This is a genomic window from Enterobacter sp. KB-221C9 (genome assembly GCF_041320715.1).
GTDB classification, from domain to species: Bacteria; Pseudomonadota; Gammaproteobacteria; order Enterobacterales; family Enterobacteriaceae; genus Enterobacter; species Enterobacter asburiae_D.
Genome location: NZ_JBGIWG010000008.1, coordinates 153,113 through 173,401, shown reverse-complemented (window position 1 = coordinate 173,401; position 20,289 = coordinate 153,113). Strand labels below are relative to the sequence as shown.

General features: G+C 57.2%; 17 protein-coding genes. 6 read left to right on the top strand and 11 right to left on the bottom strand.

The genetic code is table 11. From position 1 onward, the window contains the following. Positions 1 to 12: 12 nt before the first annotated feature. From yeiB to AB8846_RS14085, 3 genes are all read right to left on the bottom strand, one after another. Positions 13 to 1,170: a DUF418 domain-containing protein YeiB gene (gene yeiB / locus AB8846_RS14095; protein WP_370732963.1), complete on the bottom strand. Its 1,158-nt coding sequence runs from the start codon at positions 1,168 to 1,170 to the stop codon at positions 13 to 15. 19 nt (positions 1,171 to 1,189) lie between these two features. After that, entirely contained in the window at positions 1,190 to 1,858 is a 669-nt protein-coding gene (folE, locus tag AB8846_RS14090; protein WP_008500927.1) for a GTP cyclohydrolase I FolE, read from the bottom strand. A 102-nt stretch (positions 1,859 to 1,960) separates the two neighbouring features. Next, on the bottom strand, positions 1,961 to 3,109 hold the full coding sequence (locus AB8846_RS14085) for a YbfB/YjiJ family MFS transporter (protein ID WP_370732962.1): 1,149 nt from the start codon (positions 3,107 to 3,109) through the stop codon (positions 1,961 to 1,963). A 138-nt stretch (positions 3,110 to 3,247) separates the two neighbouring features. Here AB8846_RS14085 and fghA point away from each other — a divergent pair, with 138 nt between their 5' ends. Continuing rightward, the gene (gene fghA, locus AB8846_RS14080) at positions 3,248 to 4,075 is read left to right on the top strand and encodes an S-formylglutathione hydrolase (protein ID WP_370732961.1); all 828 of its coding nucleotides are present in this window, start codon (positions 3,248 to 3,250) and stop codon (positions 4,073 to 4,075) included. A 99-nt stretch (positions 4,076 to 4,174) separates the two neighbouring features. Here the strand turns inward: fghA and cirA are convergent, their stop codons facing one another. The 3 genes from cirA to yieE form a co-directional block, all read right to left on the bottom strand. Then, positions 4,175 to 6,145: a catecholate siderophore receptor CirA gene (gene cirA, locus AB8846_RS14075; protein ID WP_370732960.1), complete on the bottom strand. Its 1,971-nt coding sequence runs from the start codon at positions 6,143 to 6,145 to the stop codon at positions 4,175 to 4,177. Positions 6,146 to 6,369: 224 nt separating this feature from the next. Then, complete coding sequence (locus AB8846_RS14070) at positions 6,370 to 7,839, bottom strand: amino acid permease (protein ID WP_063143776.1); 1,470 nt, start codon at positions 7,837 to 7,839, stop codon at positions 6,370 to 6,372. Between the two features lie 180 nt (positions 7,840 to 8,019). Beyond that, complete coding sequence (gene yieE / locus AB8846_RS14065) at positions 8,020 to 8,886, bottom strand: DNA-binding transcriptional regulator YeiE (RefSeq protein WP_023312476.1); 867 nt, start codon at positions 8,884 to 8,886, stop codon at positions 8,020 to 8,022. Between the two features lie 97 nt (positions 8,887 to 8,983). On the opposite strand from yieE, the gene AB8846_RS14060 reads away from it, so the two are divergent. Then, on the top strand, positions 8,984 to 10,030 hold the full coding sequence (locus AB8846_RS14060; RefSeq protein WP_023312477.1) for a YeiH family protein: 1,047 nt from the start codon (positions 8,984 to 8,986) through the stop codon (positions 10,028 to 10,030). A 64-nt stretch (positions 10,031 to 10,094) separates the two neighbouring features. Then, entirely contained in the window at positions 10,095 to 10,952 is an 858-nt protein-coding gene (gene nfo, locus AB8846_RS14055; protein WP_063143775.1) for a deoxyribonuclease IV, read from the top strand. Positions 10,953 to 10,999: 47 nt separating this feature from the next. Here nfo and fruA read toward each other — a convergent pair whose 3' ends face one another. The 3 genes from fruA to fruB are packed head-to-tail and all read right to left on the bottom strand — an operon-like array spanning position 11,000 to position 14,770. Continuing rightward, positions 11,000 to 12,685 (bottom strand): PTS fructose transporter subunit IIBC, encoded by a 1,686-nt coding sequence (gene fruA, locus AB8846_RS14050; RefSeq protein ID WP_370732959.1) that lies wholly within the window; start codon positions 12,683 to 12,685, stop codon positions 11,000 to 11,002. Between the two features lie 16 nt (positions 12,686 to 12,701). Continuing rightward, a complete protein-coding gene (fruK, locus tag AB8846_RS14045) occupies positions 12,702 to 13,640 on the bottom strand; it encodes a 1-phosphofructokinase (RefSeq protein ID WP_008500936.1) in 939 nt (312 codons plus the stop codon). Next, on the bottom strand, positions 13,640 to 14,770 hold the full coding sequence (gene fruB / locus AB8846_RS14040; protein WP_370732958.1) for a fused PTS fructose transporter subunit IIA/HPr protein: 1,131 nt from the start codon (positions 14,768 to 14,770) through the stop codon (positions 13,640 to 13,642). Before fruB ends, fruK begins: the two co-directional genes overlap by 1 nt. 362 nt (positions 14,771 to 15,132) lie before the next feature. On the opposite strand from fruB, the gene setB reads away from it, so the two are divergent. Further along, entirely contained in the window at positions 15,133 to 16,314 is a 1,182-nt protein-coding gene (setB, locus tag AB8846_RS14035; protein WP_370732957.1) for a sugar efflux transporter SetB, read from the top strand. Here setB and AB8846_RS14030 read toward each other — a convergent pair. Further along, complete coding sequence (locus AB8846_RS14030) at positions 16,311 to 16,565, bottom strand: YkgJ family cysteine cluster protein (protein WP_063143815.1); 255 nt, start codon at positions 16,563 to 16,565, stop codon at positions 16,311 to 16,313. The genes setB and AB8846_RS14030 overlap by 4 nt on opposite strands. Positions 16,566 to 16,729: 164 nt before the next feature. On the opposite strand from AB8846_RS14030, the gene yeiP reads away from it, so the two are divergent. Continuing rightward, complete coding sequence (gene yeiP / locus AB8846_RS14025; protein ID WP_008500940.1) at positions 16,730 to 17,302, top strand: elongation factor P-like protein YeiP; 573 nt, start codon at positions 16,730 to 16,732, stop codon at positions 17,300 to 17,302. 117 nt (positions 17,303 to 17,419) lie between these two features. Here yeiP and uxuA read toward each other — a convergent pair whose 3' ends face one another. After that, on the bottom strand, positions 17,420 to 18,610 hold the full coding sequence (gene uxuA, locus AB8846_RS14020; RefSeq protein WP_370732956.1) for a mannonate dehydratase: 1,191 nt from the start codon (positions 18,608 to 18,610) through the stop codon (positions 17,420 to 17,422). 205 nt (positions 18,611 to 18,815) lie between these two features. Between uxuA and AB8846_RS14015 the strand changes: the two genes are divergently transcribed. Further along, entirely contained in the window at positions 18,816 to 20,282 is a 1,467-nt protein-coding gene (locus AB8846_RS14015) for a mannitol dehydrogenase family protein (protein ID WP_370732955.1), read from the top strand. The last annotated feature ends 7 nt before the right edge of the window (positions 20,283 to 20,289 follow it).

Sequence of the window (20,289 nt, the reverse complement as noted above, 5' to 3'; positions counted from 1 at the left end):
TGATCCAGATCGTTATCTGAATGTGTTTCTCAATGATACCCCTGAAGCATGTGCGGTTAACTGACGCCACACCCACTCCAGCGGTCCCTGACGGAAATAGCGTAGCCAGAGAACAGAAAACGCCAGGTTAATCACCCAGACAGGGATAACAAACGCCAGCAGCGCGAGGCGGTCGAATTTCATAAACAGGCCAAAGCGATAGAAAAGCGTGGTGCAGAGAAGCGTTTGCAGGAGGTAATTGCTTAAGGCCATGCGGCCCACGCAGGCGATAGCGCTGACGATCCACAGGCGGGAAAGCGATGGCCAGAAGCCATAGATCAGCGCCGCGTAGCCGATGGTCTGGAACGGTGCGCTCAGTTCGCGCGGCACCTGGAGCAGGAATGCGCACCAGCGGTAATCCCAGTGGAGGTGCCACTGCGCAATGACCGCCGGGAGGTTAATCAACACGCCGAGCAGCACCAGCCCGACCCCCGTTCGCCGATAGTGACGCAGGCTGAATTCGCCTTTCAGCCAGCCGGTGCGCATCAGTGACGCGCCCATCAGCATCATCCCCGCCAGCTGCCAGCCGTATTGCGCCCCCAGCGCAAGGAGATTATCCCCCAGCATATCCGCGCGGTTGCTTATCGCTTCCGTACCGCCCTTCAGCTTCCAGTACTGTTCGTACTGCAGGTTTGCGGCATCCGGGATCCAGGCACGGTTTGTCGCCTCGCCGGAGATCATCCCCAGCAGCAGCAGTACAGCAAGCCCCATGACGTAGAGCATCGCGCCGGTGTTAAACAGGCTTTTTACGCTGTGCGCATCGCGAATGAGACGCCAGCAGATGAGCCCGACTAACCCATACGCGAGAAGAATATCGCCGTCCCAGAAGAACAGGCCGTGGATAAAGCCGAGGAGAACCAGCAGCGTCAGGCGCGACTGGATCCAGCGCGTACCGCGTTTGAGGAGCAGTTGCAGACCAGCGCCAAACAGCAGGGCAAACAGCGTGAGGAATTTAACCTGAGCGAAGAGATCGAGGGCAGCCCACGTCCAGGCATCACTGCGCGTGATGTCGCCATACCAGGCAGGATTGAGATAAGCCGCCTTCGGCAGGCCGAAGGCGCTGATATTAAGCAGCAGGATACCGAGAATGGCGACGCCGCGAACAAAATCGAGCGTGACGTTTCGCTCCATGGTTCCTGCCCTGTAAGACTTAGTTGTGGTGACGTACCGCGCGCAGGAACTCCTGGCGGGTATTCTGGCTCGATTTAAACAGGCCGCCCAGCGAGGTTGTTGTGGTCGCGCTGGTTGCATCACGCACGCCGCGCGCCTTCACGCAGTAGTGAACCGCGTCGATAGAGACGGCCACGTTATTGGTGCCCAGCAGCGTTTGCAGCGCGGTCAGGATCTGCTGCGTCAGACGCTCCTGCACCTGCGGACGCTGAGCAAAGAACTGCACGATGCGGTTGATCTTCGACAGGCCAATCACCGTATCTTTTGGGATATACGCCACGGTCGCTTTACCGTCGATGGTCACAAAATGGTGTTCGCAGGTGCTGGTCAGCGTGATATCGCGTACCGTCACCATCTCATCCACTTTCATCTTGTTTTCAATGACGGTGATTTTCGGGAAGTTGGCGTAGTCCAGCCCGGAGAAAATTTCGTCGACGTACATTTTCGCGATGCGGTGAGGCGTCTCCATCAGACTGTCGTCACTCAGATCGAGATTCAGCAGTTCCATGATATCGGTCATATGACCGGCAATCAGACGCTTGCGGGTTTCATTGTCCAAATCCTGTACGGGCGGACGCAGTGGCGTTTCAAGACCGCGCGCAACCAGGGCTTCGTGGACCAGGGCAGCTTCTTTACTGAGTGATGACATTTTGTTCTCCTGCAGGTGTGGCGTCTTTTGCCCTCGTTGTGGCAAAAGTATGCGCTCATTGTGCGTGAGGCCGCGCACATAATCCAGTATTCACGACGATAATTATTGCAATTGCTGTTGCCTTTCAGCGTGACGATTCCAGACCAGGGCTCCCCCGACGAACAGCGCAACGCCCGCCAGCCCCAGCGCAGGCTCCAGCCGGTGGGTAAGCCAGGTTGATAACGCCGAGGTCATCGGGCCAATCAACTGACCAACCGCATACCCGGTGGTGAGCAGGCCGGCCATATAGCGCGTGTGGTTTGGCGCCAGCTCGCGACCGTATAAAAGAGAGAGCTGCACGGCACACAAAAAGCCGCCGCCCACCAGCAGCCCGCCCGTCAGCAAACCGCCAATCCCCGGCAGCAGCCAGGCCGCCAGCACGCCAGCCCCCTGTAACCACAGCACGATAGCCAGCCTGCGGTTAGCCGTTGAGGTGTGGCGTAAAAGAATACTGAGCGCAATGCCCACCACGGCGGCGATGCCAAAAATCGGCCAGACAAACTGGGCAAACAGGCTGCCGGGAAAACGCACCGCCGCCATTTGTGAAAGGAAGGTCGCCGGGAGGATATAGCCAAACCCGGCCAGGCTGTAGCTCCAGACCAGGCGCTTTAAATCCGCCGTCAGCACCAGCGGCTCCGGCGCGGTGCCTGGCCGATGGAGCTGCCCGGACCGCGGCAGGTAACGCGCCACCAGGGCAATCAGCACCAGCGCCAGCACGCCGTAGATTTGCCATGCCGCCCCGGCCGAAAGGGATTTCGCCTGAATATAGACGGCGAGCAGCCCGCTCAGGGCAATGCCCGCCCCCGGTCCGGCAAACACGGCAGCGCTCAGGCCCGGTTTACCCAGCTGCCCCAGCCGTTCGTTGGTCCAGGCGGCAATCAGTACCATGGACCAGCCGCTCATGCAGCCAATCACGAAGCGCAGCAGGCCGTGCACGACGGCATTATCCGCCGCCGCGGAGAGCAGCGTCAGCGCAACCGCACCGGTGATGCCAAGCCAGAGGCGCGTTTCTACAAAGCGATGCGCGCGCATGGCATCCCATGCGCCCACCAGATAGCCCAGATAATTCATCGCCGCGACCAGACCCGCGCTGGTCAGCGTAAGCTGCCCGGCAGCAATCATGAGCGGCACCTGAGGCGTAAAGGCAAAGCGCCCTATCCCCATCGCCACCACCAGAACGACAAACCCACTGAGCGCAATACGCAGCGCCATGACGGCTCCAATTGTTAAAGAAAAGTAAATTTATGATGCAGCATCTCGCCGTCTGGCGAAAGTGAAAGTTACTCACAGGTCAATGAAAAGGCTGTATTATGGTTTTTATGAATACGCATTCTCATTAAGGAGCCCTGCATGGAACTGCTCGAAGAGCACCGTTGTTTTGAAGGTCGACAGCAGCGCTGGCGGCATGACTCCACCGTCCTGAACTGTGCGATGACGTTCAGCATTTTCCTGCCGCCGACGGAAAATCCGCCGGTTCTGTTCTGGCTGTCAGGCCTGACCTGCAACGACGAAAACTTCACCACCAAAGCAGGCGCGCAGCGGCTTGCCGCCGAGCTGGGCATTGCGCTGGTGATGCCAGACACCAGCCCGCGTGGCGATGATGTGGCCGACGATGCAGGATATGACCTGGGCAAAGGCGCCGGGTTTTATCTGAATGCAACCGAGCAGCCCTGGGCGCGCCACTACCGCATGTATGATTACATTCGCGACGAGCTGCCCGCGCTGGTTCAGTCCGGGTTTGCGGTAAGCGACCGCTGCGCCATCAGCGGCCACTCCATGGGTGGACACGGGGCGCTAATCATGGCGCTCAAAAATCCGGGAAAATACGTCAGCGTGTCGGCATTTGCGCCAATTGTGAACCCTACTCAGGTGCCGTGGGGGCAGAAAGCCTTCACCAACTATCTGGGTGAAGATGAAGCAAAATGGCAGGAATGGGACAGCTGTGCGCTGATGCTGGCCAGCAGCTCGGCAAATGCGATCCCGATGCTTATCGATCAGGGCGATGCGGATCAGTTCCTCGCCGGACAGCTACAGCCTGCGGTGCTGGCAGAAGCGGCACGCCAGAAGGACTGGCCGCTAACGCTGCGCATCCAGCCGGGGTATGACCACAGCTATTACTTTATCGGGTCCTTTATTGAGGATCATGTCCGCTTCCATGCGGAGCATTTGTTTGGGTAAGTGCGGGTGATTGCCGGGTGGCGGCTTCGCCTTACCCGGCCTACATTCGTGGTTGTTGTAGGCCCGGTAAGCGAAGCGCCACCGGGCATAAAGGTTACATCAGAACTTATAATCCACACCGACAAAGTAGCGACGGCCATCTTCCGTGTAGCTGTAATCGTCACGGCTGAGATCTTTATCCAGCAGGTTCTGCACGCCCGCGCGCAGCTTCACGCTTTTCGTCGCCTGCCACGCGGCGCCGGTATTCCAGATGACGTAGCCACCCGGCGTTGCTGCACTGCTGGTCAGCGCGCGTTTCTCGCCGGTGTAGTTGCCCTGTACATAGAACGACCAGTCCTGCGTCGCCTTCCAGTCAACGGTACCGTTGGCGGTGTGGAACGGCAGATCGGACAGCGGCTTGTTGCCGCCGTTGCTGATGTCACGACCGTCGTTGTAGGTGTAGTTCAGCGTCACTTTCCAGTCGTCCGCCAGCGGGAATTTCAGCTCGGTCTCCACCCCGCGGATGCGCGCCTTGTTAACGTTGTAGTAGCGGAAAATCGGTTCACCGTCCGCATTCAGGCCAACGTAGTTAGGGTAGCTTTGGGCCTGATTTACATTGGCCGTACGGTTAATGCTGATGCGGTCATCCACATTATTCTGGAAGGTGGTGACGCTGGCCTGCACGCCCTCTAACCAGCCCTCTTCCCCGCTGTAGTAGAGACCGAATTCGAAGCTCTCGCTGGTTTCCGGCTTCAGATCAGGGTTACCGACAATCTCACAGGCACCGCGGCACGAGCCGGTGACCCAGTCCGGGCTTAGCTGCAGCAGCGACGGCGCTTTAAACGCGGTGGCCCAGCCCCCTTTCACCGTTACGGTATCGGTCGCGCTGTAGACCAGATAGGCTCGCGGACTCCAGTGATCGCCGTAGGTATCATGGTCGTCCATACGGATGCCGGTGGTCAGCGCCAGAGGTTCAAAAATACGCCACTCATCTTCCAGGAACAGGGCATACTGGCTTGTCGACGTACTGCTGCTGGAACCGCCCGTCAGGTTGACCGGATCTTTCAGCTTATCGTGACGCCATTCGCCGCCGAAGGTCAGCAGCTGGTTGATTTCGCCCAGCGGCAGCACGTATTTTCCGTCCACCGCGTTGCTCTCGGAGGTGATCGGATTGCTGTTGCCCGGGTTTTTGTTATCCACCTTTTCGCCGTAGACCTTCAGCTCGCTGTTGCCGACGCCCCAACGACCGTTGTGGCTGAGAGAGTAGTTCTGACGCTCAAGGCGGTTTTTATCGAGGGAATCCGAGTCACGATCCTGACGGTCGAAACCGTAGCCCGCCGTAAAGTCATGATTTTCAGACGGTGTCCAGGCGAACTCCACATTCGCATCGCGGCTGGTGAAGCCTTCAATGCGCGGCGTTTCACCGCTCGCCGTGGTAGAGGATTTCTGCTGACCGTCTTTCTCACGCTTCGCGAGGCTACCGTAGGCTTTCAGCCCCAGCAGGCCGTCCACCAGCGGACCGCTGGTATAGAACTGGCCGTTGTACGTATCTCCACGGTCGCGGTGTTCCTGAATCGTGGAGTCGGCGCTCAGGGTGCCCGTCCATTTCTGGCCGATTTTCTTGGTGATAATGTTCACCACGCCGCCCAGCGCATCGGAACCGTACAGAGAAGACATCGGTCCGCGTACCACTTCGATTCGTTCGATGGCGTCAACCGGCACCCAGTTGAGGTCGAAATCATTATGGCGGAACACCGCGTTACGCGAGTTGACGCGCTTGCCGTCGACTAGGATCAGCGTATAGCTGCTGTCCAGTCCACGAATACTTACCCCTTTACGGTTGTCCCCTTCGCTCGTGAGCTGAACGCCCGGCACATCCCGTAACACATCTTTCAGATTCTGAACGGGCTTGCGCTGCAAATCTTCCTGGGTAATCACGCTGATGCTTGCGGGTGCATCTTTCAGGTTTTGCTCGGTCGCGGAGGCCGTTACAACCATTGTGTCGCCGGATTCCGCTGCGATAACAGGCAGGGCCAGGGACATTGCGGACGCAAAAAGTCCTCCCCTGACGAAGGGATTCAACCTAAACATTCCATATCTCCATGAGGTAAATACAACTAAATCAAATCATCATTGCTCACAGCGTCTTCCCTGCCGCCCACATCTGCGGTGGGTCGGTGACACGCTTATTTTTGATAACGATAAAGCAAACGATAATTATTATCAATTAAATTGTTAAGAAATATATCTTTGTTTCAGCCTGCGGGAATAAAAAAACCCGCTCGAATGAGCGGGTTAAAAGAGAGGAAGTGCGGTTATTGTTTAAATCGTTCCGGGAATTCCATTTCACTGTAGCGAACGAATTTTGTTCCTTTCGTCAGCTTGTAGCCAAACCAGATGACGAGGAACAGCGGAATACCAATGTAGGTCGCCGTGACGGCGCCCCAGTCAATGGTGTCCGCCAGGAACGCTTCATAGTTCTGCCCAAGCGTAATGATCAGGCACAGAATGAAAGCGAAAATGGGACCCAGCGGGAAGAAGCCGGAGCGATACGGCAGCGAGTTAATATCGTGACCCTGCTTGACGAAGCCGCGGCGGAAACGGTAGTGGCTAATGGCAATCCCCAGCCAGGCAATAAAGCCCGTCATCCCGGACGTGTTAAGCAGCCACAGGTACACCGTCTGGTTACCAAACATGGAGGTCAGGAAGCACAGACCGGCAATCACCGTTGTGGCATAGAGCGCGTTACGCGGTACGCCGCCACGGGACAGCTTCGCGAAGATACGCGGTGCTTTACCGTCGCATGCCAGCGTGTAGAGCATACGGGTGGACGCGTACATCCCGGAGTTACCGGCTGAAAGCACAGCGGTCAGGATAACGGCGTTCATCACTGCCGCGGCTGAAAGCAGACCGGCGTGCTGGAAGACCAGCGTGAACGGACTGACGCTAATGTCTTTTACGTCATTACGCAGCAGGCTTGGATCGGTGTACGGGATGATCAGGCTGATAATCAGGATCGCGAACACATAGAACAGCAGGATACGCCAGAAGACCTGACGGACCGCACGCGGAATATTTTTCTCCGGGTTCTCTGACTCACCGGCGGCGATACCAATCAGCTCTGTCCCCTGGAAGGAGAAGCCGACAATCATCGCCACGCCAATCATCGCCGACAGTCCCCCGGCAAACGGCGCATCGCCTATCGCCCAGTTACTCCAGCCAGCAGGTTCTGCGCCTTTGAAAATACCAACGATCATCGCCACACCGACGACGATAAAGATGATGACGGTTGCCACTTTGATCAAAGAGAACCAGTATTCCGCTTCGCCGAAACCGCGCACGGAGATGTAGTTCAGCAGGAAGATGACGACCAGGAACAGGGCGCTCCAGATCCAGCCCGGCGTATCCGGGAACCACCAGTTCATCACCAGCTGTGCGGCGACAAGGTCAACGGCGATAGTGACCGCCCAGTTGTACCAGTAGTTCCAGCCCAGCGCGAAGCCGAAGCCTTCTTCAACGTATTTTTGACCGTAGGTCGAGAACGAACCGGATACCGGCATGTACGCGGCCAGTTCGCCGAGACTGGTCATCAGGAAGTACACCATCAGGCCAATCAGGATATAAGAGAAGAGTGCCCCACCCGGGCCTGCTGCCGAAATTGTTGCGCCAGAGGCAACGAAAAGACCTGTACCGATTGAGCCGCCAATAGCGATCATCGTCAGGTGACGCGCCTTGAGTTCACGACGTAGCGTGGGCGCTTCTGTGGTTTTAATTTCTGAAACCATATGAAAATGCTGTCCATTTAATAAATGAGGCGCGATTGTAGCAGACGATCCGCGTTCCTTCCGGCAGAAATACTCAGTTATAAGAGAGCTTCATGACTCGGCCAGGATTATAAGTAAAGCATAAAAATGTGGGGTGACAGGCGCGCGTAGCCCCGGTAAGCGAAGCGCCACCGGGGAGCGTTAAATGGCGCAGTAGCGCAGAAAACGCTGCAGAGAGCTGGAAAGGTGTTTCTGGCGGTGATGAATGCACCATAGCGTGCGCACCAGCTTCGGCAATGGAACCGGGATTTCAACCAGCGACCCCGTTTCAAGCTGTTCGGCAATGACGCGCCGCGAAAGACAGCTGATCCCCAGGCCATGACGCACCGCGTGCTTGATGGCCTCGGAGTTCCCAAGCTCCATCCCTAGCTGGAAATGCGGCAGATGGGAAAGCAGCAGATAATCGACAATTTCACGCGTGCCGGAGCCCTGTTCGCGCAGGATCCACTGCGCCTGCGCCAGGCGCTCCAGCGTCACCTCGCCCTGCAATAACGACGAGGCCGGGGACGCAAACACCACCAGCTCGTCTTCCAGCCAGGGCTCGGCAATGATATCGACGTTATGGCAAGGCCCTTCGATGAGGCCGATATCCACGCGGAAATCGATCACCGCGTTGATCACGTCCTGGCTATTGCCCACGCTCATCTCCAGCGGCAGGGTGGGGAAATCCCGGCGGTAGCGGGCAATCACTTCCGGCAGGATGTAGTTCCCAATGGTGCTGCTGGCGTAGACGCGGATCGCGCCGTTGTCCTCGCGGAACAGCTGTTCGATTTCGATAGCCTGCTCGAGCAGCGCCAGCGCGCGTGGATAAAGAAGACGGCCGTGCTCGTTGACCACCAGACGCTTCCCTACCCTGTCGAAAAGCTGAACGCCCAGCTGTCCTTCAAGATCGGTCAACGCCGCGCTGACCGCAGACTGCGAGAGCGCCAGCATTTGTGACGCCTGGGTCGTCGAACCGCTTTTCAGCACCTCGGCAAACACCTCCAGCTGACGCAATGTAATGTGCATGGTTGCTTACCACTTATATAGATTGATTATAAGTATATAATCAATTTTATTTTTAAGCCAGAGCGCCGTAACCTTTAGCCAGACAAAGGAGAAGGTTATGTCAGAAATCACCTTACAACATCATCGTACAGTGTGGCACTTCGTGCCGGGCCTCGCGCTTAGCGCAGCAGTGACCGCCGTAGCATTATGGGGCGGCAGCATCCCGGCTATCGCAGGCGCAGGCTTTAGCGCGTTGACGCTGGCCATTTTGCTGGGCATGGTCGTGGGAAATACCGTTTACCCGCATATCTGGAAATCCTGCGACGGCGGCGTGATCTTTGCCAAACAGCACCTGCTGCGTCTCGGGATCATCCTTTACGGCTTTCGCCTCACCTTTTCGCAGATTGCGGACGTGGGCGTGAGCGGAATCGCTATCGACGTCCTGACCCTGACCAGCACCTTTTTACTGGCCTGCTTTATCGGCCAGAAAGTCTTTGGCCTGGATAAGCAAACCAGCTGGCTGATCGGTGCCGGGAGCAGTATCTGCGGAGCGGCGGCGGTGCTGGCAACAGAGCCCGTGGTTAAAGCCGAAGCCAGCAAGGTGACCGTGGCGGTGGCGACGGTGGTGATCTTCGGTACGCTGGCGATCTTCCTCTACCCGGCGATGTATCCGCTGGTGGCACACTGGTTTAGCCCGGAAACCTACGGCATCTACATCGGTTCGACCATGCACGAAGTGGCCCAGGTGGTGGCGGCAGGACATGCCATTAACCCGGAAGCTGAAAACGCGGCGGTGATTGCCAAAATGCTGCGCGTGATGATGCTGGCGCCGTTCCTGATTTTCCTCGCCGCGCGGGTTAAGCAGCTGGCACCGGCGGACAGTAATCAGAAGAGTAAAATCACCATTCCGTGGTTTGCGATCCTGTTTATCGTGGTGGCGATTTTCAACTCCTTCCACCTGCTGCCGAAAGCCGTTGTCGATATGCTGGTAACGCTGGATACCGTGCTGCTGGCGATGGCGATGGCGGCGCTGGGGGTCACCACACACGTCAGCGCGCTGAAAAAAGCCGGTGCCAAACCGCTGCTGATGGCGCTGGTACTCTTCATCTGGCTGATTGTCGGCGGCGGTGCCATTAACCTCGCGGTGCACAGCCTGATGGCATAAACCATCTCGTCCTTCTCCTGCTAACCCGCTATCATAAGCGTTTCGGGTTAGCAGGAGTTTTTTTATGAAATACGTTGGAGCGCACGTCAGCGCTGCAGGTGGCCTTGCGAATGCCGCCATTCGCGCCGCCGAAATCGAGGCGACCGCTTTCGCCCTGTTCACCAAAAACCAGCGCCAGTGGCGCGCCGCAGCGCTCACCGCTGAGGTGATTGATGATTTCAAAGCCGCCTGTGAGAAATACCACTACGGGCCCGGCCAGATCCTCCCCCACGACAGCTACCTGATCAACCTCGGTCACCCGGTTGAAGAGGCGCTGGAAAAATCCCGCGAGGCGTTTCTTGATGAAGTACAGCGCTGCGAACAGCTGGGGCTGACGCTGCTGAACTTCCATCCTGGTAGCCATCTGATGCAAATCGACGAAGATGCCTGCCTGGCGCGCATTGCCGAGTCCATCAACATCACGCTGGACAAGACTAAAGGCGTCACCGCGGTGATTGAGAATACCGCCGGTCAGGGCAGCAACCTCGGCTTTAGGTTCGAACATCTGGCGGCGATTATCGACGGCGTGGAGGATAAATCCCGCGTTGGCGTGTGCATTGATACCTGCCACGCGTTTGCCGCCGGTTATGACCTGCGCACCACCGAGGCAACGAAAAACACGTTTGATGAGTTCGAGCGCATTGTGGGCTTTCAGTACCTGCGCGGCATGCACCTGAACGATGCAAAAAGTGCGTTCGGCAGCCGCGTTGACCGCCACCACAGCCTGGGCGAAGGCAACATTGGCCACGATGCGTTCCGCTTCATCATGCAGGACGCCCGCTTCGACGGTATTCCGATGGTGCTGGAAACCATTAACCCGGACATCTGGGCGGAAGAGATTGCCTGGCTGAAGGCACAGCAAACCGCTGAACAGGCGGCATAAAAAAAGCCGGGTTGCATTATGCACCCGGCTTTTTTGTTGTTTAACGCTTACGCTACTTTTGCCACGACTTCCGCTTCCGGACGCTTCAGCACCGCGTAAGACAGACCCGCCACCAGCGTACCCGCGATAATCGCCAGCAGATAGCCCAGGACCGGGGTGATGGCGCCCGGGATCAGCAGCACGAACAGACCGCCGTGCGGTGCCATCAGCTTCGCGCCAATCGCCATGGAGATTGCCCCCGTTACCGCGCCACCGACGATACAGCATGGCAGAACGCGCATTGGGTCACGAGCTGCGAACGGAATCGCGCCTTCGGTAATGAAGCACAAGCCCAGCACCAGCGCCGCTTTACCGCCTTCCTGCTGCGCTTTATCGAACTTACGACGGGCAATAATCGTCGCCAGACCGAGCGCCAGAGGCGGCACCATGCCTGCCGCCATGATGGCAGCCATCGGTGCGTAGGTCTGGGTACTCAGCAGGCCAACACCAAAGGCGTACGCCGCTTTGTTCACCGGACCACCCATGTCGGTACACATCATGCCGCCGAGGATAGCACCCAGCAGAACCGCGTTCGCGGTACCCATGGTTTGCAGCCAGTGGGTCAGACCCGCCAGGATGCCTGCAACCGGCTTACCAATCAGGTAAATCATCGCCAGACCGACCACCAGGCTGGAAATCAGCGGGATGATCAGAATCGGTTTCAGCGCTTCCATACTCTGCGGCAGCTTGAGCTTCGAGCTGATGAGCTTCGCGACGTAACCGGCCAGGAAGCCCGCGATAATACCGCCGATAAAGCCAGAACCGGTGCTCACGGCCAGCATACCGCCGATAAGACCCGGCGTCAGGCCAGGACGGTCAGCGATGGAGAAGGCAATAAAGCCTGCCAGAACGGGGACCATCAGTGCGAACGCGGATCCGCCGCCAATCTGCATTAACGCAGCGGCCAGCGTGCCTTGCTCTTTAAACGCGGTAATACCAAATGCGAACGAGAGGGCAATACACAGACCGCCCGCAACCACCATCGGCAGCATGTAAGACACACCGGTCAACAGATGGCGATAGGCGCCTGCAGACTCTTTCTTACCTTCCGTCGCGGTTGGACGCGCGCCGGTTGCCTGATACGGCTTCGCTTCCACCAGCGCTTTATCAAACTCCTGCGCGGTCTTTTTCAGCGCCAGGCCGGTAGACGTACGATACATTGGCTTACCGGCAAATTTCGCCAGGTCCACTTCGATATCCGCCGCCACGATCACCAGATCGGCCTCAGCCACTTCTTCTGGGGTGATAGCGTTACCGGCACCGACGGAGCCGCGCGTTTCAACTTTTACCCACCAGCCGCGTTTTTTCGCTTCGGTTTCAATGGCTTCAGCTGCCATAAAGGTGTGAGCCACGCCCGTCGGGCAGGCCGTCACAGCAACAATGCGTTTCGGCCCCGTGGCCGCAGCCGGTGCCGTCGCGACTGGCGCGCTGTAGACAGACGCGTGACCTTTCGCTTCGCTCAGGAACAGTTCGGGATGTGCCACCGCGCGATTAATATCGCCCAGCCACACTTTTTTGCCGTTCAGCGCACTGTCAGCCGGGATTTTGTCGCCCAGTACAATGGCCAGTTCTGCATCGCCTGGATTATCGATAATGTCCAGATGTGCTTTTTGTGCCGCCGCGCCCAGCAAGGTCTTCGCCATATAGGCGCGAGCCTGTCCGAGACCGGAGTCAATGATCAGCAGCGTTTTCATTATTCCTCTCCTGCTGTTAGTTAAAAGGTTTTAAGTCAACGCGCGCCATCATCGCGGCTAACTGGGTACGATCGGTAATGCCGACATTGCTCTGGCTTACGGCCAGGGCAGCAACGGCGGTGGCAAGACGTAAAGTATGTTCACTGGATTCACGCATCAGCAGACCATAAATCAGGCCGCCAACCATGGAATCCCCTGCGCCAACGGTGCTGACAACTTCCATTGACGGCGGTTTGGCGATCCATTCACCAGACGCGTTAACCCACAGCGCGCCTTCTGCACCAAGAGAGATCACCACGTGAGCGATACCCTGCTCGCGCAGCGCATGGGCAGCGTCAATCACATCTTTTAATTCTGGCAGCTTACGACCCGCCCAGATCTCCAGCTCGCGGCGATTCGGCTTCACCAGCCACGGCGAGGCTTTCAGGCCCGCAACCAGCGCGTCGCGGCTGCTGTCAAAAATGATGCACGGGCACTGGCTGCGCAGGCGCGTCATCCAGTCGGTAAACGCTTCCGGGCTCACGCCGGACGGCAGGCTGCCGCTGACGCAGACCATGTCAAACTGACCGAGCCAGGTCAGAGAGTCGTTCACAAAACGCTCCCAGTCCGACGGCGTCACTTCGAAGCCAGAGAAGTTCAGATCGGTCACTTCACCGTCTTTCTCGGTAAGCTTAACGTTGATGCGGGTACGGCCCTGAACAACCTGAAAACGGTTGGCAATACCCAGCTCGCTGAACAGCTGCTGGAAACCATCCTGGTTATCTTTACCGAGGAATCCACCCACGGTGACGTCGATACCGAGATCCTTGAGCACTTTCGCGACGTTAATCCCTTTACCCGCAGCATGCAGGCCAGTGGTACGCACGAGGTTGACTTCGCCGCGCTCAATTTCCGGGCAAAATCCTACCAGGTCATAAGCCGGGTTCAGCGTAATAGTCGCAACACGTCTGCTCATTATGCGCCCTCCCCCAGACCCGCCGCGATGGCGTCGCCAATCGCTTTCAGCGCCTGTTCAGCATCGGCACCCTGCGCGGTGAAACGCAGACGGTGGCCTTTCTTCACGCCCAGCGCGACAACTTTCATCAGACTACGGCCGTTGGCCGGTTTGCCCGTGCCATCAAGATTCGTCACGGTGATCTCACTCTCGAATTGTTTAATGGTATTCACCAGCATGGTGCCCGGACGGGCATGCAGGCCGTGTTCGTTACGTACCACGAACTCAGCGGTAAGCACGTCTTCAGTCGGCGCATCATCACTGGTCAGCAGAGCCAGCACGGTGGAGGCATCAGCGTTCAGCAGTTTTTCAGCTTTGTTGTTCAGCAGCAGATCGCCCAGACGCTTCAGCACGGAAACCGGCTGTTCATCGTTCATCGCCACGGTCACCAGCATGGCCGCGCGCTCGCCTTCCACGTCAAACGCATTGGCCGCGCGGCTCACGGCGATAGCGCTGCGCAGGTTGCCTTCAGCACTGTCGTTCAGCCAGATACCCTGACCCAGATTCAACGGCTTATCGTTAATTACGCGCGTCACAAACGTGGCATCCGCCGCGCCGGCTTCCTTCAGACGACCCGCGTTCAGCGCCTGCAGCGTCACCAGATCGGAGGCAGCCACATCCAGCGTCAGCGTTTCATTATCCAGTTTCAGCGCTTCGCTCTGTTTTTCGCCCATCAGCAAGGCGCGCAGCTCTTCAGCTGTGGTAGCGGACTTCAGCTGTTCAGCCACATCGTCATCGCTCAGGACATGCGTCAGCTGACGCAGCAGACCTAAGTGTTCATCGCTGCTGGCCGCGATGCCGATAGCCACATAGGCCACCTGACCGTCGCCCCAGAGCACGCCCTGAGGGAACTGATAAACCTGAACGCCGGTTTTCAACACCTGATCGCGGGTGTCGGTTGTGCCGTGCGGAATGGCAATGCCATTGCCGAGGAAGGTTGAGGTCTGCTGCTCGCGGGCCAGCATGCCGTTGACATAGCCGTCCGCGACGTTACCCGCCTGCACAAGCGCAGCGGCAACCTGGCGAATAGCTTCTTCTTTATCCCCGGCCTGAGCGCCCGGGTGGATATCCTGAACAGATAACTGGAACATGGTTCTCCACTCCTGCTGAACTTGAATCGTTTCAGCTTTAATGAGAAAAAATGCGCTAGCCTGCTCCGTTTGTTAAAACAAGATAGCGCTGAAACGTTTCAAAAAGTCTTGCGCTTTCTGCAATGTCTTGCAAGTAAACTCGTATTTCCGATCTCAGAATTTAGAGATACAGCACATTTCTTCTTCGTTCAGCTGAATTTTGCTGAAGTTCAGCAAGACAGTTTCAGCTAAGTTCAGCCGGATGAGAGATAAGTTGAAATGCCATTTTGATTTTTCGTGGCATCATTGACCGCACCCACTGTTTATTTTTTAGCTGACGGCGTAAACTCCGCCTCCTCTCTGCTACTCCCTAATTATAAAACATGCATAACACCCCTGCGGCCGTCTCGCCGAAGCCCTTTGATTTGACCTCAGCGGCATTCCTGGTTGTTGCCTTCTTCACGGGCATTGCCGGTGCGTTACAGACGCCGACATTGAGCTTGTTCCTGACAAATGAGGTTCACGTCCGCCCGGCAATGGTCGGCTTCTTTTTTACCGGAAGCGCCATCATCGGCATCCTGGTCAGCCAGTTTCTGGCGGGGCGATCCGACAGAAAAGGCGATCGTAAAAGCCTGATCGTTTTCTGCTGTCTGCTGGGGGTATTCGCCTGCGTTCTGTTTGCCTGGAACCGCAACTATTTCATTCTGCTCTTCGTCGGGGTATTCCTGAGCAGCTTTGGCTCAACGGCGAACCCCCAGCTGTTCGCCCTTGCTCGCGAACACGCCGACCATACCGGTCGTGAAGCGGTGATGTTCAGCTCTGTCCTGCGTGCCCAGGTGTCGCTGGCATGGGTGATTGGCCCGCCGCTGGCCTACGCGCTGGCGATGGGTTTTGGCTTTACGGTGATGTACCTGAGTGCGGCCGTCGCGTTTGTGGCGTGCGGCGCGCTGGTGTGGTTCTTCCTGCCGTCCATGCGCAAAGAGCCGAAAGTGGCAACGGGCGTGCTGGAAGCGCCGCGCCGCAACCGCCGCGATGCCCTGCTCCTGTTTGTTGTCTGCACGCTGATGTGGGGTACCAACAGCCTGTATATCATCAATATGCCGCTGTTTATTATTAATGAACTGCACCTGTCGGAGAAGCTGGCGGGCATTATGATGGGTACCGCGGCCGGGCTGGAGATCCCGACCATGCTTATAGCGGGCTATTACGCAAAGCGTTTCGGGAAGCGTTTTTTAATGCGCATCGCCGCCGTCGCCGGTCTGCTGTTCTATATCGGTATGCTGACGGTAAATACGCCGGGGCTGTTGCTGGCTTTACAGCTGCTGAACGCCATCTATATTGGCATTCTCGCCGGGATAGGCATGCTCTATTTCCAGGATTTGATGCCGGGTCAGGCAGGCTCTGCCACCACCCTTTATACTAATACCACCCGCGTGGGCTGGATTATCGCGGGCTCAATGGCCGGTGTTGTGGCCGAAATCTGGAACTATCACACGGTATTCTGGATTGCGCTGGTGATGTGTACCCTGACGATCGGCTGTCTGGCGAGGATTAAAGACGTTTAAGGCGCGGTGAGCGCTTCCAGCTCAAGAAGATACGTCATCGCCTGCCCTCGCGTGCTGCCACACATTTCGGCAGCGGGCTGAAGCCCGGAGCAGACTTTCGGGCGCAACGGTGAGCCAAAGATCATGCATAGATTGGTTTCAGAGAGCTGAACGCAGCGGGTATTGGCAGGCTTACCCTCCGGCATTCCTGGAATGGGGCTTGAAATGGACGGTGCAGTACAGCACGCGCCACAGTCTGGACGGCAATCCATAAATGCTCTCTTTCGCTGACGATCGCCCGCGCAGTCGGGCATCGCGCGCACAGTAACACCTTTTGCGTATTGATAGCAAAAGCCACGAATTCCTCTTGCCTGAAAGGCCGCGCGCGAGTAATTTGGCGCGATATTTTTTACCTCCCGTAAACAGGATTACTGCAATGCCAAGAGCGAACGAAATTAAGAAAGGTATGGTGCTGAATTACAACGGCAAACTGCTGATTGTGAAAGATATCGACATTCAGGCCCCGAGCGCCCGTGGTGCAGCAACGCTGTACAAAATGCGTTTCGCCGATGTGCGTACCGGCCTGAAAGTGGAAGAGCGCTTTAAAGGTGACGATATCGTCGATACCGTGACCCTGACCCGTCGCTATGTTGATTTCTCCTACATCGACGGCAACGAATACGTGTTCATGGACAAAGAAGATTACACCCCGTACATCTTCACCAAAGATCAGATTGAAGAAGAGCTGCTGTTCATCCCTGAAGGCGGCATGCCTGACATGCAGGTCCTGACCTGGGACGGCGTGCTGCTGGCGCTGGAGCTGCCTCAGACCGTCGATCTGGAAATCGTTGAAACCGCACCAGGCATCAAAGGCGCATCCGCAAGTGCCCGCAACAAACCGGCTACCCTGACGACTGGCCTGGTTGTGCAGGTGCCGGAATACCTCTCCGCTGGCGAGAAAATCCGCATCCATATCGAAGAAAAACGCTATATGGGTCGCGCTGACTGATTGTGGCGTTTGTCGGGTGGCGGCTTCGCCTTACCCGACCTGGAAAAACAAAAAAACCGGCTCTCAGGCCGGTTTTTTTGTAGGCCCGGTAAGCGCAGCGCCACCGGGCAACAGAGCTTACAGAAGCTCCGGATACTTCGTCATCTTCAGCGCCAGCTCAACGCCGCGCACTTCCGCCATTCCTTTAAGACGACCAATCGCCGAATAGCCCGGGTTGGTTTTCTTACGCAGATCGTCCAGCATCTGGTGGCCGTGATCCGGACGGAACGGAATAGGACGCACATCGCCCGCCTGCTTGCGACGCGCCTCTTCAGCCAGAATGGCGTCTACCACCGCCACCATATTCACATCGCCGCCCAGGTGCGCCGCCTCGTGGAAGGTTTTTGGATTCTCTTCGCGGCAGGTCGCGCGCAGATGCGTGAAGTGGATACGATCGCCGAAGGTTTCGATCATCTGCACCAGGTCGTTATCCGCACGCACGCCGTAGGAGCCGGTACACATGGTAAAGCCGTTATAGATGCTGTTTACCGTCTCTTTCAGCCACTGCATATCTTCAAGGGTGGAAACGATACGCGGCAGGCCGAGGATAGGACGCGGTGGATCGTCCGGATGCACGGCGAGGCGTACACCCGCCTCTTCTGCGACCGGCACGATAGCGCGCAGGAAGTACGCCATGTTTTCACGCAGCTGGTGCTTATCAATATCGCCGTATTCCGCCAGGCGCGCGCGGAACTGCTCCAGGGTATACCCCTCTTCCGCCCCCGGCAGGCCCGCAATAATATTACGGGTCAGCTTTTCGATGTCTGCGTCACTGGCGGCGTTAAACCACGCAAGCGCCTGCTGCTGCTCTTCCGCGGTGTAATCCGCTTCGGCGCCAGGGCGTTTCAGAATGTGCAGCTCGAATGCCGCAAAGGCAATCTGATCGAAACGCAGCGCTTTCGAGCCGTCCGGCATCTGGTATTCAAGGTCGGTGCGCGTCCAGTCGAGGATGGGCATAAAGTTATAGCAGACCGTATCAATGCCGCAGGTCGCCAGGTTGCGAATGCTCTGCTGATAGTTAGCAATCCAGGTCTGGTACTCACCGGAATGGGTTTTGATGTCTTCGTGAACCGGAATGCTTTCCACTACAGACCAGGTTAACCCCTTCTCCGCCAGCAGCGCCTGACGCTGTTGAATTTCTTCAACCGGCCATACCTGACCGTTTGGAATATGATGCAGCGCCGTGACGACACCCGTTGCGCCAGCCTGACGCACATCATCAAGAGAAACCGGATCGTTCGGCCCGTACCAACGCCAGGTTTGTTCCATTGCCTCACCCTCTTAAGTTGTTATACCAATATGCGTTACTGCAATGACGACTACCATACATGTTTACCGCTAAGGGTCAACATACCGCCACACATTGATTGATCAAACTCACAGAACGGGGATATTTACGGCTCACCAATTTTATTTGCTGTCATATAACTTTACACTGGCATTGTTAATTAATGGTTAATCAGGTGTGTATCTCATGAAGACAATTGCCTCCACCGCCCTTCCTGCCCACGTTCAGCAACCTCGCTACGATCGCACGCAGTTACGCTCCCGCATCGTCCATTTTGGCTTTGGTGCCTTTCACCGCGCGCACCAGGCTTTGTTAACAAACCGGGTGCTGAATGAAAAAGGCGGCGACTGGGGGATTTGTGAGATTAGCCTCTTCAGCGGCGACGTGCTGATGGGCCAGCTGCGCGCGCAGGATCACCTGTTCACCGTGCTGGAGAAAGGTGCAGAAGGCAATGAGGCGATTATTGTCGGTGCCGTTCATGAATGCCTGAACGCAAAGCTGGACTCTCTGCCCGCCATTATTGAGAAATTTTGCGAGCCTCAGGTCGCTATTGTGTCGCTCACCATCACGGAAAAAGGCTACTGCATCGATCCCGCGACCGGGAAACTCGATCTGCACAACGCCCGGATAATTCACGATCTTGAAAACCCCTCAGAGCCGCATTCCGCCCCCGGGATCCTGGTCGAAGCGCTTCACCGCCGCCGCGAGCGAGGCTTGTCTGCGTTTACCGTGCTTTCCTGCGACAATATCCCCGACAACGGGCACGTGGTGAAAAACGCGGTGCTGGGCATGGCGCAAAAGCGTTCCGCGGCGCTGTCAGAATGGATTGATAGCCACGTGAGTTTCCCGGGAACGATGGTCGACAGAATTGTTCCCGCCGCGACGGACGCCTCGCTGGCGGAAATCACCGACGCGCTCGGCGTTGAAGATCCGTGCGCCATCAGCTGTGAACCGTTTATTCAGTGGGTGGTGGAAGATAATTTTGTCGCCGGTCGTCCGGAGTGGGAAGTCGCGGGCGTTCAGATGGTGCAGGATGTTCTGCCCTGGGAGCAGATGAAACTGCGCATGCTCAACGGCAGCCACTCTTTCCTGGCATATCTGGGGTACCTCGCGGGCTACGCCCATATTAATGAATGCATGGAGGACGCTGCGTTCCGTGCAGCCGCCCGTCGTCTCATGCTGGACGAGCAGGCACCCACATTACGCATTAAGGATGTCGACCTCACCGCCTACGCCGATAGCCTGCTGGAGCGCTTTGCCAACCCGGCACTCCAGCATCGGACCTGGCAAATCGCGATGGACGGTAGCCAGAAGCTTCCGCAAAGAATGCTGGACGGGATCCGCGTTCATCTTGAGCGAAAAACACCGTGGCCGCTGCTGGCCCTGGGCGTGGCCGGCTGGATACGCTACGTCAGCGGCACCGACGACCGTGGCAACGCGATTGATGTTCGCGATCCCCTCAGCGAGAAAATCCGCACGATTGTCGACGCCAGCAGCGACGCCGACCGCGTTAACGCCCTGCTGGGGCTGAGCGAGGTCTTTGGTCACGATCTCGCGCAAAACAGCGTGTTTGTGGAGGCGGTCAGCCTGGCATACCAGCGCATTACCCGCCACGGCGCACGTCAGGCTGTTATAGAAACGTTAAATATTTAACGATTAT